This window comes from Georgenia alba (assembly GCF_042665525.1).
GTDB lineage: Bacteria > Actinomycetota > Actinomycetes > Actinomycetales > Actinomycetaceae > Allobogoriella > Allobogoriella alba.
On the sequence record NZ_JBHTCQ010000001.1, the window covers coordinates 1,719,671 to 1,734,025 of the forward strand.

12 protein-coding genes are annotated in these 14,355 nt (G+C 73.8%); 9 read left to right on the top strand and 3 right to left on the bottom strand.

Translation table 11 applies throughout. The features are described from left to right. Positions 1-19 precede the first annotated feature (19 nt). From ACFQQL_RS07905 to manA, 7 genes are all read left to right on the top strand, one after another. Positions 20-1,198 (top strand): 5-(carboxyamino)imidazole ribonucleotide synthase, encoded by a 1,179-nt coding sequence (locus tag ACFQQL_RS07905; protein ID WP_382392985.1) that lies wholly within the window; start codon positions 20-22, stop codon positions 1,196-1,198. Positions 1,199-1,223: 25 nt separating this feature from the next. Then, complete coding sequence (gene purE, locus ACFQQL_RS07910; RefSeq protein ID WP_382392987.1) at positions 1,224-1,751, top strand: 5-(carboxyamino)imidazole ribonucleotide mutase; 528 nt, start codon at positions 1,224-1,226, stop codon at positions 1,749-1,751. Between the two features lie 17 nt (positions 1,752-1,768). After that, positions 1,769-2,818 carry a hypothetical protein gene (locus ACFQQL_RS07915; protein ID WP_382392989.1) on the top strand — a complete coding sequence of 350 codons (1,050 nt, stop codon included), beginning with the start codon at positions 1,769-1,771 and terminating at the stop codon, positions 2,816-2,818. A 24-nt stretch (positions 2,819-2,842) separates the two neighbouring features. After that, a complete protein-coding gene (locus ACFQQL_RS07920; RefSeq protein ID WP_382392991.1) occupies positions 2,843-4,699 on the top strand; it encodes a glycosyltransferase family 2 protein in 1,857 nt (618 codons plus the stop codon). A gap of 13 nt (positions 4,700-4,712) precedes the next feature. After that, positions 4,713-5,885, top strand: a complete 1,173-nt coding sequence (locus ACFQQL_RS07925; RefSeq protein ID WP_382392993.1) for a DUF6716 putative glycosyltransferase — start codon at positions 4,713-4,715, stop codon at positions 5,883-5,885. 156 nt (positions 5,886-6,041) lie between these two features. Beyond that, positions 6,042-7,070 carry a hypothetical protein gene (locus tag ACFQQL_RS07930; protein ID WP_382392995.1) on the top strand — a complete coding sequence of 343 codons (1,029 nt, stop codon included), beginning with the start codon at positions 6,042-6,044 and terminating at the stop codon, positions 7,068-7,070. Between the two features lie 62 nt (positions 7,071-7,132). Then, a complete protein-coding gene (gene manA, locus ACFQQL_RS07935; RefSeq protein ID WP_382392997.1) occupies positions 7,133-8,374 on the top strand; it encodes a mannose-6-phosphate isomerase, class I in 1,242 nt (413 codons plus the stop codon). A 7-nt stretch (positions 8,375-8,381) separates the two neighbouring features. Here the strand turns inward: manA and ACFQQL_RS07940 are convergent, their stop codons facing one another. From ACFQQL_RS07940 to ACFQQL_RS07950, 3 genes are read right to left on the bottom strand one after another with little or no spacing between them, the layout of a single operon-like run. Further along, entirely contained in the window at positions 8,382-9,452 is a 1,071-nt protein-coding gene (locus ACFQQL_RS07940) for a glycosyltransferase family 2 protein (RefSeq protein ID WP_382392999.1), read from the bottom strand. Between the two features lie 59 nt (positions 9,453-9,511). Then, positions 9,512-10,405 (bottom strand): N-acetylneuraminate synthase family protein, encoded by an 894-nt coding sequence (locus ACFQQL_RS07945; protein WP_382393001.1) that lies wholly within the window; start codon positions 10,403-10,405, stop codon positions 9,512-9,514. Between the two features lie 55 nt (positions 10,406-10,460). Then, positions 10,461-11,735, bottom strand: a complete 1,275-nt coding sequence (locus tag ACFQQL_RS07950) for a cytidylyltransferase domain-containing protein (protein WP_382393003.1) — start codon at positions 11,733-11,735, stop codon at positions 10,461-10,463. Between the two features lie 241 nt (positions 11,736-11,976). On the opposite strand from ACFQQL_RS07950, the gene ACFQQL_RS07955 reads away from it, so the two are divergent. Both ACFQQL_RS07955 and ACFQQL_RS07960 read left to right on the top strand, forming a co-directional pair. Next, entirely contained in the window at positions 11,977-12,999 is a 1,023-nt protein-coding gene (locus ACFQQL_RS07955) for a glycosyltransferase (protein ID WP_382393005.1), read from the top strand. Further along, the gene (locus ACFQQL_RS07960; protein ID WP_382393007.1) at positions 12,996-14,354 is read left to right on the top strand and encodes a polysialyltransferase family glycosyltransferase; all 1,359 of its coding nucleotides are present in this window, start codon (positions 12,996-12,998) and stop codon (positions 14,352-14,354) included. Before ACFQQL_RS07955 ends, ACFQQL_RS07960 begins: the two co-directional genes overlap by 4 nt. Position 14,355 lies beyond the last annotated feature (1 nt).

Genomic DNA, 14,355 nt, shown 5'->3' on the forward strand with positions numbered 1-14,355 from the left:
GGGGTTAGGCTCGGCGGTCGTGAGTGGACCTGTGATCGCCGTCGTCGGTGGCGGCCAGCTGGCCCGGATGATGCAGCAGCAAGCCGTCGCGCTGGGCGTGCACCTGCGGGTGCTCGTCGAGTCCCCGACGTCTTCGACCGCGCAGGTGGTGCCGGACGCCCCGGTGGGGGCCGCCGCGGACGAGGACGCCGTGCGCAGCCTGGTCGACGGGGCGGAGGTTCTCACCTTCGAGCACGAGCACGTCCCGACGGCGCTGCTGGAGGCCCTCGACGCCGGTGGCGTCCCGGTCCGGCCCGGTCCCGGTGCCCTGGTGCACGCCCAGGACAAGATCGTCATGCGGACCGCGCTGACCGAGCTGGGCGTTCCGTGCCCCGCCTGGGCCGCCGTCGCGGACGAGGCCGCCCTGCAGGCGTTCGGCGACGACGTCGGCTGGCCGGTGGTCGTCAAGACCGCACGCGGCGGCTATGACGGCAAGGGGGTGCGGGTGGTCTCCGCCGCCCTCGAGGCCGCGGACTGGTTCGAGGCGCTCGAGCCGGGCACGAGCCTGCTCGCCGAGGCGAAGGTCCCGTTCACCCGCGAGCTCGCGGTCCTGGTCGCCCGCCGCCCGAGCGGCGAGGTGCGCACCTGGCCGGTGGTCCAGACGATCCAGCAGGACGGCGTCTGCTTCGAGGTCCTCGCGCCCGCACCGGGGCTGGAGGAGGCCACGGCCGCCCGCGCCCGCGAGATCGGCGAGCGGGTCGCGACGGGGCTCGGCGTCACCGGCGTGCTCGCCGTCGAGATGTTCGAGGTCGCCGGCCCCTCGTCGCACCCCGGCGCCGACGGCGGCACGAGCCTGCTCGTCAACGAGCTCGCCATGCGCCCCCACAACTCGGGCCACTGGACCATCGACGGTGCGGTGACGAGCCAGTTCGAGCAGCACCTGCGCGCCGTGCTCGACTGGCCCCTGGGAGACACCGCGGCGACGACGCCGCACGCCGTCATGGTCAACCTGCTGGGGTCCGCGCTGACGGACCCCCGGACCGCGTACCCGCAGGTCATGGCCCGCTACCCGGAGGCCAAGGTGCACCTCTACGGCAAGGAGGTCCGTCCGGGGCGCAAGCTCGGGCACGTGACGGTCGTCGGGACCGACCTCGAGCGGGCCCGGGCGAGGGCGAACGGGGCCGTCGCGCTGCTCCGCGGCGAATCGGTGCCAGACTGACCGCGGGCGCGAGAGGGGAGCAGACATGGGTGCAGCGGTCGGGATCGTCATGGGGTCGGACTCGGACTGGCCGGTGATGAAGGATGCCGCCGACGTCCTCGAGGAGCTCGAGGTGGCCACCGAGGTGGACGTGGTCTCCGCCCACCGGATGCCCGAGGCGATGATCGCCTACGGCCGCGAGGCGACCGACCGGGGCCTGCAGGTCATCATCGCCGGCGCGGGCGGTGCCGCCCACCTGCCGGGCATGCTCGCCTCGGTGACCCCGCTGCCGGTGATCGGCGTGCCGGTCCCGCTGCGTCACCTGGACGGCATGGACTCGCTGCTGTCGATCGTGCAGATGCCCTCGGGGGTGCCCGTGGCCACCGTGTCCGTCGGCGGTGCCCGCAACGCCGGCCTGCTCGCCGCCCGCATCCTCGGCGCCGGCACGGACGAGGTGGCCGCCGCGGTGCGCGCACGCATGGTCGACTTCCAGGAGAACCTGCGCAAGGCCGCCGAGGAGAAGGGTGCCCGGCTGCGCTCCCAGCGCGCCACCAAGCTGGGCTTCGGTTCCTGACTGGAAGACTGCACCGCGTGACTCCCCGATCCGCCGCGTCGCGTCCGGTGCGTGCGCGCGGCCTCGTCGAGTCCCCGCTCCAGCTGCTCAGCGCGGTCGAGGCGCACGCCGCCGGCCTGGGCGGGGCCGCCACGACCGTGCACGTGCGTTCCGACGTGCCGGCCCTCGATGACGCCCGGCGCGAGCTGGAGCAGGTCGGGTTGCCCGACGGACTGGACCTCGTGCTCTCCGCGCGACGCGCGGCACTCGGGTGGCGCGAGCCCGTCGAGCTCGTCGGCGACGCGTTCTCCGGGCTGTACCAGACGGCGGCCCTGCCCTCCGCCGTGCCACCGGCCGCCCGCCTGCGCCGCGCCGAGCGCGTGGTGCTGCTCGACGACGGTCTGGCCACCCTCGAGCTGGTGCGGGTGCTCACCACGGACGGCGCGCCGCTCGTGCGGATCGGCTCCGCGGCCGGCGACGTGCGCCGCACCCTGGGCACGGTCGCGGCCCGTCAGCTCCGTGCGCTCGCGCGCCGGGGAAGCCTGGTGCTGTTCACCGCCATGCCGCTGGACACCGCGACCACGAAGCAGCTCGTCGGCCGGGGTGTCCGGGTGGTCCCGAACAGGTTCACCTGGCTGGCCGGCGTCGACCTGCCGGGCACGCCGGACGAACCCACCGTGGTGGTCGGCTCCGGCATGGTGGCCGACGGCCTCCTCGACCCCGACGGCTACGTCCGGTGGGTGGCGGACCTCGCGGCCTCCGAGCCGCTGCGGTACTTCCCGCACCGGCGCAACGACCCGAGCGTGCTGTCCCGGCTGGCCGCGCTGCCGGGGGTCACGGTGGACGCGCCGGGTGCCCCGGTCGAGCTACGGCTGCAGGGGCTGCGGGCCGGGCAGCGGGTCGTCACGCTGCCCTCGACGTCCTCCGTGCTGCTCACCCGCATGCTCGGACCGCGCGGTGTGCGTGTGGACGCCCGTGACGTGCCGGAGACATGGTGGACGGCCGCCGCCTCCCCGTCGTTGCGGCAGCACCTGCGCAGCGTGCTCGCCCTGGCCGAGGCCGCGCGGGCGCAGGGCGAGCAGGTCTGAGCTGCGGAGATCGTGGAGCGGCGCATGGCGAGATCACCCCGCATCTCCGTGGTCGTGCCCGCGCGGGACGTCCAGGCCTACGTCGCCGACGCGCTGACGAGCCTCACCCGGCAGGTCGAGGATCCGCGCGAGCTCCAGGTGATCGTGGTCGACGACGCCTCCTCGGACGCGACCGGCGAGATCGTCGCGCGCTTCCAGGCACTCCTGCCGGGACTGTCGATCCTGACCAACGCCGCCCCGGTCGGCAGCGCCAGCGCACGCAACCAGGGCCTGGACATGGCGACCGGACGGTACGTGGCGTTCCTGGACGCGGACGACTGGCTGGCGCCCGGGCACCTGTCCGAGGTCGCAGACGCCCTGGAGCATCTTCGCGTCGACCTCGTCCGGGTCGACCACACGACGGTCGAGGGCAGACGTCGCCGGCTCCGCCGCGCCCCGCACGGGCTGCGCGGCGTGCCGCTGGACCCGCGGGGCTCGATCCTCCCGGTCGACGAGCGCACCATGGTCGACTACCCGTACGCGTGGGCGGGCATGTTCGACCGGGCGCTCCTGGAGGACGGGACGCTCCGGTTCCCCGACGGCCTGCGGACCGCGGAGGACCGGCCGTGGATCTGGCACCTCTTCCTGCGGGCCCGTTCCTACGCCGTCGTCGACGCACCCGGGATCTGCTACCGCCGAGGCCTCCCCGGGTCGCTCAGCCGCACGACGGATCTCCGCCAGCTCGACATCCTCCCGGCGTTGCGCCAGACCTTCGACGCCGTCGAGGCGGAGCCCGACCACGAGCCCTACCTCCAGAAGCTCGCCCGCACCGCGATCGACCTGCTCAGCCACCACCTGCGCCGCGCGGGCCGCATGCCGGCCGGCGCCCGCGACGTGCTGCGCGCGGGCGTGCCCGAGCTGCTCGGCCGCATCCCGCCCGACCTCCTCGCGCACGAGACCGCACGTATGCACCCCGGCCGGGCCTGGGTGCTGCACGGCCTGCTGCCGACGGCGGACCCCGGGCTGCGGTACCGACCGCCGGCGCGGTACGTGCGGGCACCCGCGCGCACGGAACCGCTGGTCGCGCCGGCCGCGCCCGCCCACGTGGTCGTGGTGACGGGCCGGGCCGATGTGCCGCTCGTCGCCGCGGCGCTGGACGCCGGGTTCCTCGACGGCGAGCTGGTGCTCCTCCACACGGGTGACGACGTCGCCGAGCCGTTGCGGGACCGGTTCGACCGCTGCGAGGACCTGGCGACGCTGCTCGCGCCCACGGACCCCGCCGCGTGGGACGTCCCCGCCGACGCACAGCCGGCCCACGGGCGCCTGCTGCGCCGCCGATGGGGCCTGGCCGGGCCGACGCACCTCGTGGTGCCCGGCCTCGACGACGCGCCCGGTCGCGTCCTGGCCATGTGCCTGCACGACGCCACGCTCACCGTGTGCTCCACGGCGCGGGACCTCTACACCCCTTCGAGGTCACGACTGCCGCTGACGCTCGCGCAGCGGCTGCGCGAGGTCTGGCACGTGCCGCCCGCCGAGGGCACCGTGCCCTGGCTCGCCGTCGAGCACGGCGTGACCGCACGAACGCTCGCGGCCGAGCGGCCCGTGCTGCGTGCCGTCCCCGGACCTGAGCTGGCCGCCGCCCTCGGGTACGTCGCGCGGCCCGACGACCTCCCGTGGCTGCGCCCCGACGTGGCGGAGCTCCTCGCGCGCTCGTGGTCGGCGCGGGAACGGTTCGACCCGCGACGTCTCGCCGAGCTCGGGCTGATCCCGGGCCGCCGCGGTGCCCTCGCCGAGGGCCGCCGGGTGGCGGCCCGGTTGCTGCGCCACCCGGTGACCGGGTACGTGCTCGACCGGGGCGGGGTGCTCCGTGCTGTCGACGCCGCCCGGTCCCGGCCCTCGTGAGAGACTGCCCGCCGTGGTCTCCGTGCTCGCCGTCGTCGACAGCGACTCGTACCTCAAGTGGGCGTGCACGACCCTCGACCGGCTCCCCGAGGGCGCCGGGCTGACGCGCAGCGTCGCCGTCGTCCGCTCGCCGCTCATGCCGTCCGCGGACCAGGTCGCCGCGGCGGTCGCGGGCACCGCGATCGGCACCCCGGAACCGGTCGGTGTGGCGGGCCTCGGCCGGCTCCTGGCGCGCCGCCGCCCCGACGTCGTGCTCGTCGCCGCCACCGGGCCGGTCGCCGAGATGATCGCCCGGGTCGCCGTGCGGTCCGGGCCGGCGCCCCGGCCGGCGCTCGTCTCCGGCCTGCCGGGCATCGCGCTGCCGGCGAGCGCGACGGCGGTGCGCTACCGCCGGTGGACGGACGCCTTCGTCGTGCACAGCCGGACCGAGGCCGTCGCCTACCGTGACCTCTTCGATGCGCACGGCCCCGGTCCCCGCATCGTGCTGACCCGCCTGCCGTTCCTCGCCGACCCCACGGACGACCCCGGACCCGTGCGGCGGGTGGTGTTCGCACCGCAGTCGCTGGTCCCGTCGGACCGGGCGGACCGGGTGCGGGTGCTCGACGGGCTCGCCCGCGTCGCTGCCGCGGGCTACGAGGTCCTGGTCAAGCTGCGCGCCCGGGCCGGTGAGCGTCAGACGCACAACGAGGCCTACCCGTACGACGCCCTCTGGTCCGACGAGCACCGGGACCTCGGCCATCCGGCCGACGCCGTGACCTTCGTCGACGGACCGATGGGGGAGTGGCTCCGGCCCGGTACCGCGCTGGTGACGGTCAGCTCGACGGCCGCGCTCGAGTCGATGGCGCTCGGGCTGCCCACGGTGCTGCTGGACGACTTCGGGGTGAGCGAGACGCTGCTCAACGAGCCGTTCGCCGGCAGCGGCTGCCTGGCCACCCTGGCCGACGTCCCGGAGCTGCTCGCCCGCGGCGGGAGGAGACCGGACCCGGGGTGGCTCGAGCTCAACTACCTCCACGGCACGCCGTCCGAGCTTCCGGCCGCGATCCAGGACCTTGCCGCGGACCGCACGGCGGGGAGGCTGGAGCCGCGAGAGGTCGCCCCGGTCTCGTGGGTCCGCCTCCTGCGGACAGTGGCGCGCTCCGCGATCCCGGTGGACCTCGCGAGGCGGTTCGCGAGGCGGCCCGCCTAGCGAGCGGCCTGCTCGATCCCACGCAGTGGGCAGGCGCGCCCTCGGGCCTGAGCCGGCCGGGCTCATCGATGCACTAGCGTCCTGGAGTGCCAACGGCTGCCGGTTGTCGCGGCCGGTGAGGACGTCGTACTCCGTCGATCGAGGTGAGCAAGGAACATGGCCGAGCGTGTGGTGCTGCACGTCGGGGCGCCGAAGACCGGCACCACCTTCCTCCAGGCGGTCCTGTTCCAGAACCAGGGGCGGCTCCGGGAGCAGGGCGTCCTGGTCCCCGGCAAGCTCCCGCGCTTCCACGCCCGGGCCGCGACAGGCGTCCGCCTCGGTCCGGACAGTGCCCAGCACCAGGCCTGGCGTGGCGTGCTCGACCAGTCCCGCGAGTGGCCCGGCACGGTGCTGGTCAGCGGCGAATGGTTCTCGATGGCGTCCGAGGCCCGGACCGCGGAGGCGATGCGCGACCTGCACGGGGTCGGCGAGGTACACGTCGTGGCCACGGCACGGGACCTCGTCGACCAGGTGCCGGCCGCATGGCAGGAGACGCTCAAGCTCGGCGACTCCTCGAGCATCGACGCCTTCTCGGCCGGTCTCGACCGGCCGGACGGCCGGTGGCGATGGTCGGTCCTCGACGTCGCGCCCGTCCTGGATCGGTGGGCCGCCACGCTGCCGCCTCGACAGGCCCACGTGGTCACCGTGCCGCCTCGAGGCTCGGCGCCCGAGCTCCTGTGGAACCGGTTCGCCTCCGCCTGCGGGATCGACCCGAGCTGGTGCTCGACGGACGTCTCGTTCGCGCGTGAGTCGCTCGGTGTCGACGCCGCCCGGCTCCTCCAGCTCGCCGGCCCGCGGCTCCGGGCCGCGATCGACGCCGACAACAGCGGTTGGCACGAGCCGTACAGGTGGATCCAGCGGTATCTCTCGCACGGCATGCTCCTGCGTCACCGAGGCGGGCGGATCACCATGTCCTCCGAGCAGGTGGCGTCCGTGCGCGAGCGTTCCGAGCGGTCCGTCGCACAGCTCCGCGAACGGGGTTACGACGTCGTGGGAGACCTCGCCGACCTGACGTCCTCCCGCCTTCCCGACGGCGCCGTCCATCCCGAGTCGATCCCGGACGGTGACGTCCTCGACGTGGCGCTGCACCTCGTCGCCGACATGCTCGCGGAGGCCCGCCGGACTGCTCCCGCCCGGCAGGCCTAGCCTCAGCGTCATCCCGGGCGCGTAGCCGCTGCCGGCGCGACGCTACCGGCTACCCTTGACGTGTGCTCGCCACCGCCCTGCCCCGCGAACCGCTGGCGCTGACCAACACCGTCCAGCCGTACGACTGGGGCGCCACGGACGCGATCCCCGCCCTGCTCGGCGTCGACCCCGACGGAGGGCCGCAGGCGGAGCTGTGGCTGGGCGCGCACACCAGCGCCCCGTCCCGCACGAGCGTCGACGGCGCCGAGGTCCGGCTGGACGAGCTCGTGCGGTCCGCGCCGGAGGCCACGCTCGGCCCCGCCGTCGCCGGCCGGTTCGGTGCACGCCTGCCGTACCTGCTCAAGGTGCTCGCCGCCGGCAAGGCCCTGTCGCTGCAGGTCCACCCGTCGGCCGAGCAGGCGCGGGAGGGCTTCGCGCAGGAGAACGCCGAGGGGATCCCGCCCGGGCCGCAGCGTTCCTTCCACGACGACCAGCACAAGCCGGAGATGCTGGTCGCGCTCACGCAGTTCGAGGGGCTGACGGGCTTCCGCAGCCCGCGCACGATCCTCGACCTCCTGGACGGGCTCCGCGGCCCGCTGGTGGACGAGGTCCGCGAGACCCTCCTGCAGGACCGCGGTCACGACGGCATGCGGGCCGCCTTCCACGCGCTGGTCTCGGCCCGTGGCCGGGCGAGCTGCGCGGAGGACATCGCCGACACCGTGGCCGCCGTCGCCGAGCGGCTGGCGGCGGGCTCGCCCTTCGCGCGGGCGGACCAGACCGTCCTCGATCTCGCCGTCCAGCATCCCGGGGACCCCGGCGCGATCGCCTCGCTCATGCTCAACCGGGTCTCGCTCGAGCCCGGGGAGGCGGTGTTCACCCCGGCGGGGGAGGTGCACGCGTACCTGTCCGGCCTCGGCGTGGAGATCATGGCGAACTCCGACAACGTGCTGCGCGCCGGCCTGACGACCAAGCGGGTCGACGAGCCCGCGCTGCTGCGGTGCGCGTCCTTCGCACCCCGCCGGCCCGAGGGGCCCGTGGTGACCGCGTCGGGCGGCCGCGGCCAGGTGCACACCTACCGCGTGCCGGCGGAGGAGTTCGCGCTGACCGCCGCCGACGTCGACCCGGCCGAGGCGATCACGCTGCCGGCGGCGGGGCCGCGGATCGTCCTGTGCCTCGACGGCCGGCTCGAGCTGGCCGTGGGCGAGGGCGGCTCGACCGTGCTCGGGCAGGGAGCGTCGGTGCTCGTGCCGCACGAGGCGGGTGCGCTCACGGTGGCCGGCTCCGGCCATGCCGTCTGCGCGTGGGTGCCCGGCGCCGACGCGTGACCCGCGCTCAGGTCCGGTGGTCGGTCGCGGCCTCGCCGGAGACCCCGCGGAGGAAGCCCGCGCCCCAGCTCATGTGCATGACCATGAGCACGACCGGCAGCAGCAGCGCGGAACGCCACCCGAGCCGCGGAGACCTGCTGGCGGCGTGCGCGGCCGCTGCGACCTCGCCGAGGACGTAGCCGCCCAGCACCGTTGCGCCGGCCGCCACGGCGACGCCCTGCCCGAGGATCGCGCCGACGACGGTGGCCGCCGCGGCCGCCCCGAGCGCGACGACGACGGCCGGGGGCGCGAGGTACCGCGCGCTGGCCGTCTCGGGGTGCCGTCGGACGATCTCCCGCCGCCACATCCCGGTCCGCCAGAACTGCTTGGCGACCTCGCGCAACCGTCGCCGGGGCCGGTAGGTGACCTCCAGCGAGGGGTCGAACCACAGCAGGGAGCCGTTGCGCCGCATCCGCAGGCACAGCTCCCAGTCCTCGCCGCGGATGATCCCGTGGTCGAAGCCGCCGGCCCGCTCGATCGCGGACCGGCGGAACGCGCCGAGGTAGACGGTCTCCGCCGGCCCGGGCTCGCCCCCCACGTGGAAGGGGGCGGCACCCAGGCCGGCGGGATGACTCATCGCCCGGGCGATCGCCGCCTGGACGGGGGTGTCGCCGAACGGCGACATGATCCCGCCCGCCCCGTCGGCACCCGCGGCGAGCATGACCTCCACCACCCGGCGCACGTAGGTCGGCTCGAAGACGGTGTGGCCGTCGATGCGGACCACGATCTCGTGCGACGGGTCCGCCTGCCTGACCCCCGCGTTCAGGCCCTCCGAGCGAGAGCCGGTGGGGTTCTCGACGACGAGCAGCCGGTCGTCCTGGGCGGCGAGCTCGTCGGCGATCTCACGCGTGCGGTCACGTGACGGTCCGACCGACAGCACCATCCGCAGGTCGCCGGGATAGTCCTGGTCGAGGATCGACCGGACAGCGGCGTCGAGGTACGGCTCCTCGTCGCGCACGGTCGCGATGACCGTGACGCCGGGGAGTGCCCGCCCCTCGGCGGCCGCGGGAAGCGGCGAGGCCGTCGTGTCGCCCGGCACGCCCCCTCCTTGATGCGTCTCGGACTGGATCGACGTCGTCACGGCCGGTTCTGCCTGTGTCAGGCGTCGACGCGGCGCAGACGCGACATCGGCGAGAACTCGCCCGGCATGACCCTCTTGACCCCGTCACCCATGGCCTGCTCGAGGATCCTGATGTCCCGCACCAGGGTCTCCAGGCCCTTCGGCTCCAGCGAGGACGCGTGGTCCGAGCCCCACATCGCGCGGTCGAGCGTGATGTGTCGCTCCACGGCCACCGCTCCGAGCGCGACCGCCGCGACGGAGATCTGCAGACCGACCTCGTGCCCCGAGTACCCGACGGGCACGCCGTAGCGCTCCTGCAGGGTCCCGATCGTGCGGAGGTTCGCCTCCTCGGCGGGCAGCGGGTAGGTGGAGGTCGCGTGCAGGATGACGAGCTTGTCGGTGCCCAGGATCTCGACGGCGGCGTCGATCTGCTCGACGGTCGACATCCCCGTCGAGAGGATGATCGGCTTGCCGGTGTCCTTGAGGGCCTGCAGCAGCTCGTGGTCGGTGACGGAGGCCGAGGCGACCTTGTGGGTCGGGACGTCGAACTTCTCGAGGAACTCCACCGACGGCACGTCCCACGGCGAGGCGAACCACTGCACGCCCTTGTCCTTGGCGTACGCGTCGATCTCGCTGTACTCGGCGTCCTCGAACTCGACCTTGTACTTGTACTCGAGATAGGTCATCTCGCCCCAGGGGGTCTGGCGGATCTTGTCCCGCTGGTCCTTGGGCGTGGAGATCTCGGGCGTGCGCTTCTGGAACTTGACCGCCTGGGCGCCGGCCTCGACCGCGACGTCGATGAGCTTCTTGGCGATCTCGACGTCGCCGTTGTGGTTGATGCCGATCTCGCCGATCACGTACACCGGCTTGTCCGGCCCGACGAGGTTGTCGCCGATCGCCACCGGTGCGGGCTGCGAGGTGGTCGCAGTCATGTTCCACGTCCTTCCGAAAGGGTCTGGCACGGTCTGTGCCGGAGGTCCACCTGTCTCACGTCCTGCTCGTCGTCGCCGTCGTTGGCGCCGCGGTGGAGGGAGCCGCAGCCTTGGTGCGTGCCGTGCGTACACGGTCGCACACCTCGCGGACTGCTCCCTCGCCGCCGCGCCGGGCGAGGACGACACGGGCGATCGCCAGCACCTCGGGGTGCGCGTCGGCCACTGCCACCGGCCAACCCACCGCCGAGAGCGCCGGGAGGTCGTTCACGTCGTTGCCGACGTAGGCCACCCGCGCCGGGTCCAGGCCGCGGTCCGTCATCCACGTCCGCAACGCGTCCGCCTTGTCCTCCACGCCGTGGCGAACCTCGACGTGGAGCTTGGCCGCCCGGGCGGCGACCACGGGGTTCGTCTCCGTGGACAGGATGAGGATCGGCACGCCGGTCCGCCGCAGCAGCTTCACGCCCATGCCGTCGCCGCGGCTCACCCGGACCTGCTCGGCGCCGTCGGTCGCCACGTAGGCGTGGTCGTCGGTGTGCACGCCGTCGAAGTCGGTCACGAGCGCGTCGACGTCGATCGGCCCGTCGTTCGGCGCCGGGGCGTCGGCCGGGTCGCCCGCCCCGACGATCTCGCGCTCGTCCGGCTGGTCGACGAGCTGCCTGGCCAGCCACAGATCGCGGGGCTCGTCGATCTCCATCGACCACTCGGGTGCCAGGGGTTGCAGACCGACGCGGCCGAAGAACCGCACGCGGTGCTCTCGGAAGCCCTCGGTCCGCATGGCGTAGAAGGCACCGGTCTCGCGGAAGTGCGGCGCGCGTTCCTGACGCAGTGGTCGGTAGTCGGTGGTGTGCCCGACCGGCACGGCCTCCTCGCCGTCGAGCCGCCACTGGAAGTCGTGGGTCTCCGCGACGGCGATCACGACGTCCCGCCCGCCGTCGGCCACCTGGCGGACGGCGGCGTCCAGGTCCGCGGTGTCGATGAACGGCGAGGTGGCCTGCAGCAGCACCGTGACCGCCGGGATCGCCTCGCCATCGGCCTCGAGCTGGTCGAGGACGTGCAGCAGCGCGGCCTCGGAGGACGCCGCGGACCCGGCGATCTCGGCCGGGCGCGCGACCACCCGGGCGCCGTGCGCCCGCGCCTCGTCGGCGATCCCGTCGTGGTCCGTCGAGACGATCACGGTCGCGACCGACGGTGCGGCCGTGGCCGCGCGGATGGCTCGGCCGACCAGGGTGACGCCGTCGACCCGCTGCAGGTTCTTCAGCGGGATGCCGACGGAACCGCCCCGAGCGGGGATGATCACGAGCGCCGGGCGCGGTTCGGCCGGGTTGGTCATGCAGGCGGTTCCTGACGGTCGAAGGGCGTGATCGGCATCAGAGTAGTCGACCCCGGACCCGACCATCGGCCTTTTCGCGGGTCGTGCGGATGGCCGTTCGATGACCGTTCGGTGTCCAGCGGATGACGACGGCCCGCAGCAGCTCTGCCCGGCCCGTCTGCGGCCCGGCGCGCCCGGGCACCGGGGCTCTCCTCGTGTGATTAGATGACCGCGATCTGGTACCGGCGAAGACTGTAGGTCCATGAGCACCACCACCACACGTCCTCGCGTCTCCGTCGTCGTTCCCGGCAAGGACGTCGAGAGCTACGTGGCGGACGCCCTGACGAGCCTGACCCGTCAGATGGAGGACCCTCGCCAGCTGGAGGTCGTCGTCGTCGACGACGGCTCTCGTGACAACACCGGCGAGGTCGCGGAGTCGTTCCGTTCTCGTCTGCCCAACCTGACCATCCTCAGGAACGAGTCGCCCGGAGGGGTCGCCAGCGCACGGAACAAGGGACTCGCGGCCACCACCGGCCGGTACGTCGCCTACCTCGACTCCGACGACTGGCTCGCACCGCGGCGCCTCTCCGTGCTCGCCGACGCGATCGAGCACCTCCGGGTCGCCTTCCTGTTCACCGACCACACGACGGTGGCCGGGAGGAAGCGGAACCTCGTGCGTGCCCCGCAGGCGCGCCGCGGAGTGGTGCTGGACCCGCGTGACTCGATCCTGCCGGAGAACCACTCGACCATGGTCGACTACCCGTACTCCTGGGCCGTGCTGTTCGACCGCGAGCTGCTGCACGACGGTTTCATGACCTTTCCCGACGGCCTGCACAGTGCGGAGGACCGCCCCTGGATCTGGAACCTGTTCCTCAACGGGCCCCCGTACGCCGTCGTCGACGCCCCGACGCTCTGCTACCGGCGTGACGTCGAGACCTCGCTCACGGCGACGTACGACCGGCGCCAGCTCGACATCTTCCCGGCGCTCGAGCGGGTCCTGGACCTGGTGCGGGCGGACCGCGAGTCGGAGAAGTACGCACCGAAGATCGCGCGTACCGTCATGGCACTGATGAGTCATCACATGCGTCGCAGCAACCGGATGACGCGTGAGGTCCGGGCGGAGCTGAGGTCACGGGCGAGCCACCTGATCTCCCAGCTGCCCCACGATCTCCTGGTCCGCGAGATCCGGGAGATGAGCCGTGAGCGCGCGCGGTCGCTGCACGGGCTCCTGCCGGCCGGGGTCTCCGACCGGCGCCGGGCCGCGGCGGACGGGGGGGACCGATGACTCAGCTCGTCGTCGCCTCCACGCTCTTCGGCGCCGCCACCGCCGCATCCGCCGTCGACTCCGGGCTCCTGGAGCACACCGGTGGCGAGCGGGTGCTGCTCGTCGTCAACAACGCGCCGGCGCCGGAGCTGACACCGGCACTGGACGAGATCGCGGGGGCGGAGCCGGTCCTGCGCCGGTTCGACCGCGTCGTGCACCTCACGGACCTCCTCGCCCCGGTCCACCCCTCCGACTGGCGACCCGGCATCCGTGAGCTGCCCACCTTCGAGCGACTGCTCCGGAGCTACTGGGGGCTCGGTGACGGGCCGGTCGAGCTGGTCTGCGAGTCGCTCTGGGTCAACCCGGCGCTGGCGCTCGCCCGGGTCTTCCACGCGGCGCCCATCACGGTCTACGCCGAAGGACTCATGAGCTACGGCCCGACGAGGGATCCGCTACCGCTCGAGGTCACGCAGCGCCTGGACGGCCTGGTGCACCTGGACCTGGTCCCGGGCGTGCGCCCGGTGCTGCTGAGCGAGTACGGCGTCGCGCCGACGGTCGTCCCGAGCGAGCGGTTCCGGGCCGTCGTGGACGAGATCACCGCCGAGATCCCCGACGACCGGGACGACGACGGACGGCCGGCCGCCGTCGTCGTCGGGCAGTACCTCGCCGCCCTCGGTCTGGTGACCAGGGACGAGGAGGCCGAGATGCACGCCCGGATGGTGCGGGCCGCCGCGCGTGCCGGGGCGCAGGTCGTCCGGTTCAAGCCGCACCCGTCCGCTCCGCCCGGGATGGTCCGCCCGCTGCGCGACGCGGCGGCGGAGGCCGGGGTCGAGCTCGAGGTGGTCACGGACGCCTACCCGGTCGAGGTCATGCTGGCCAGGGGGAGGCACGTCGCGCTCGTGGGGTGCTTCTCCACCGCCCTGGCCACCGCACGGACCATGTTCGGGGTCCGGACGATCGCCGTGGACACCGAGACGCTGCTGAGCCGGCTCACCCCGTTCCAGAACAGCAACCGTGTCCCGGCCACGGTCATCGACGCCGTGCACCGCGAGGACGGCCGCTACGGCGACGTCCAGCGGCTCCAGGAGCTGGTCGACACGGTCGCGTACTGCATGCAGCCCAAGTCGCTCGCCGACCGCCGGGAGGCAGCGGTCCGGGTCCTCGCGGAGCTGCCCGCGCAGGAGCGCGACCGGTACTTCCTCCCCAACCGGCTGACCGCGCTCGACATGCCGGGCGCACCGAAGCGTCACCCGGTGGTCGCGCTCGGGATGAGCACGGCGCAGCGTGCCCTTCGCCATCCCGCACTGGGCAAACTCGACGAGCGCACGAAGAGGCTGGCGGTCCGCCAGCGTCTGGTCCGGCGCCTGTACGGCTGAG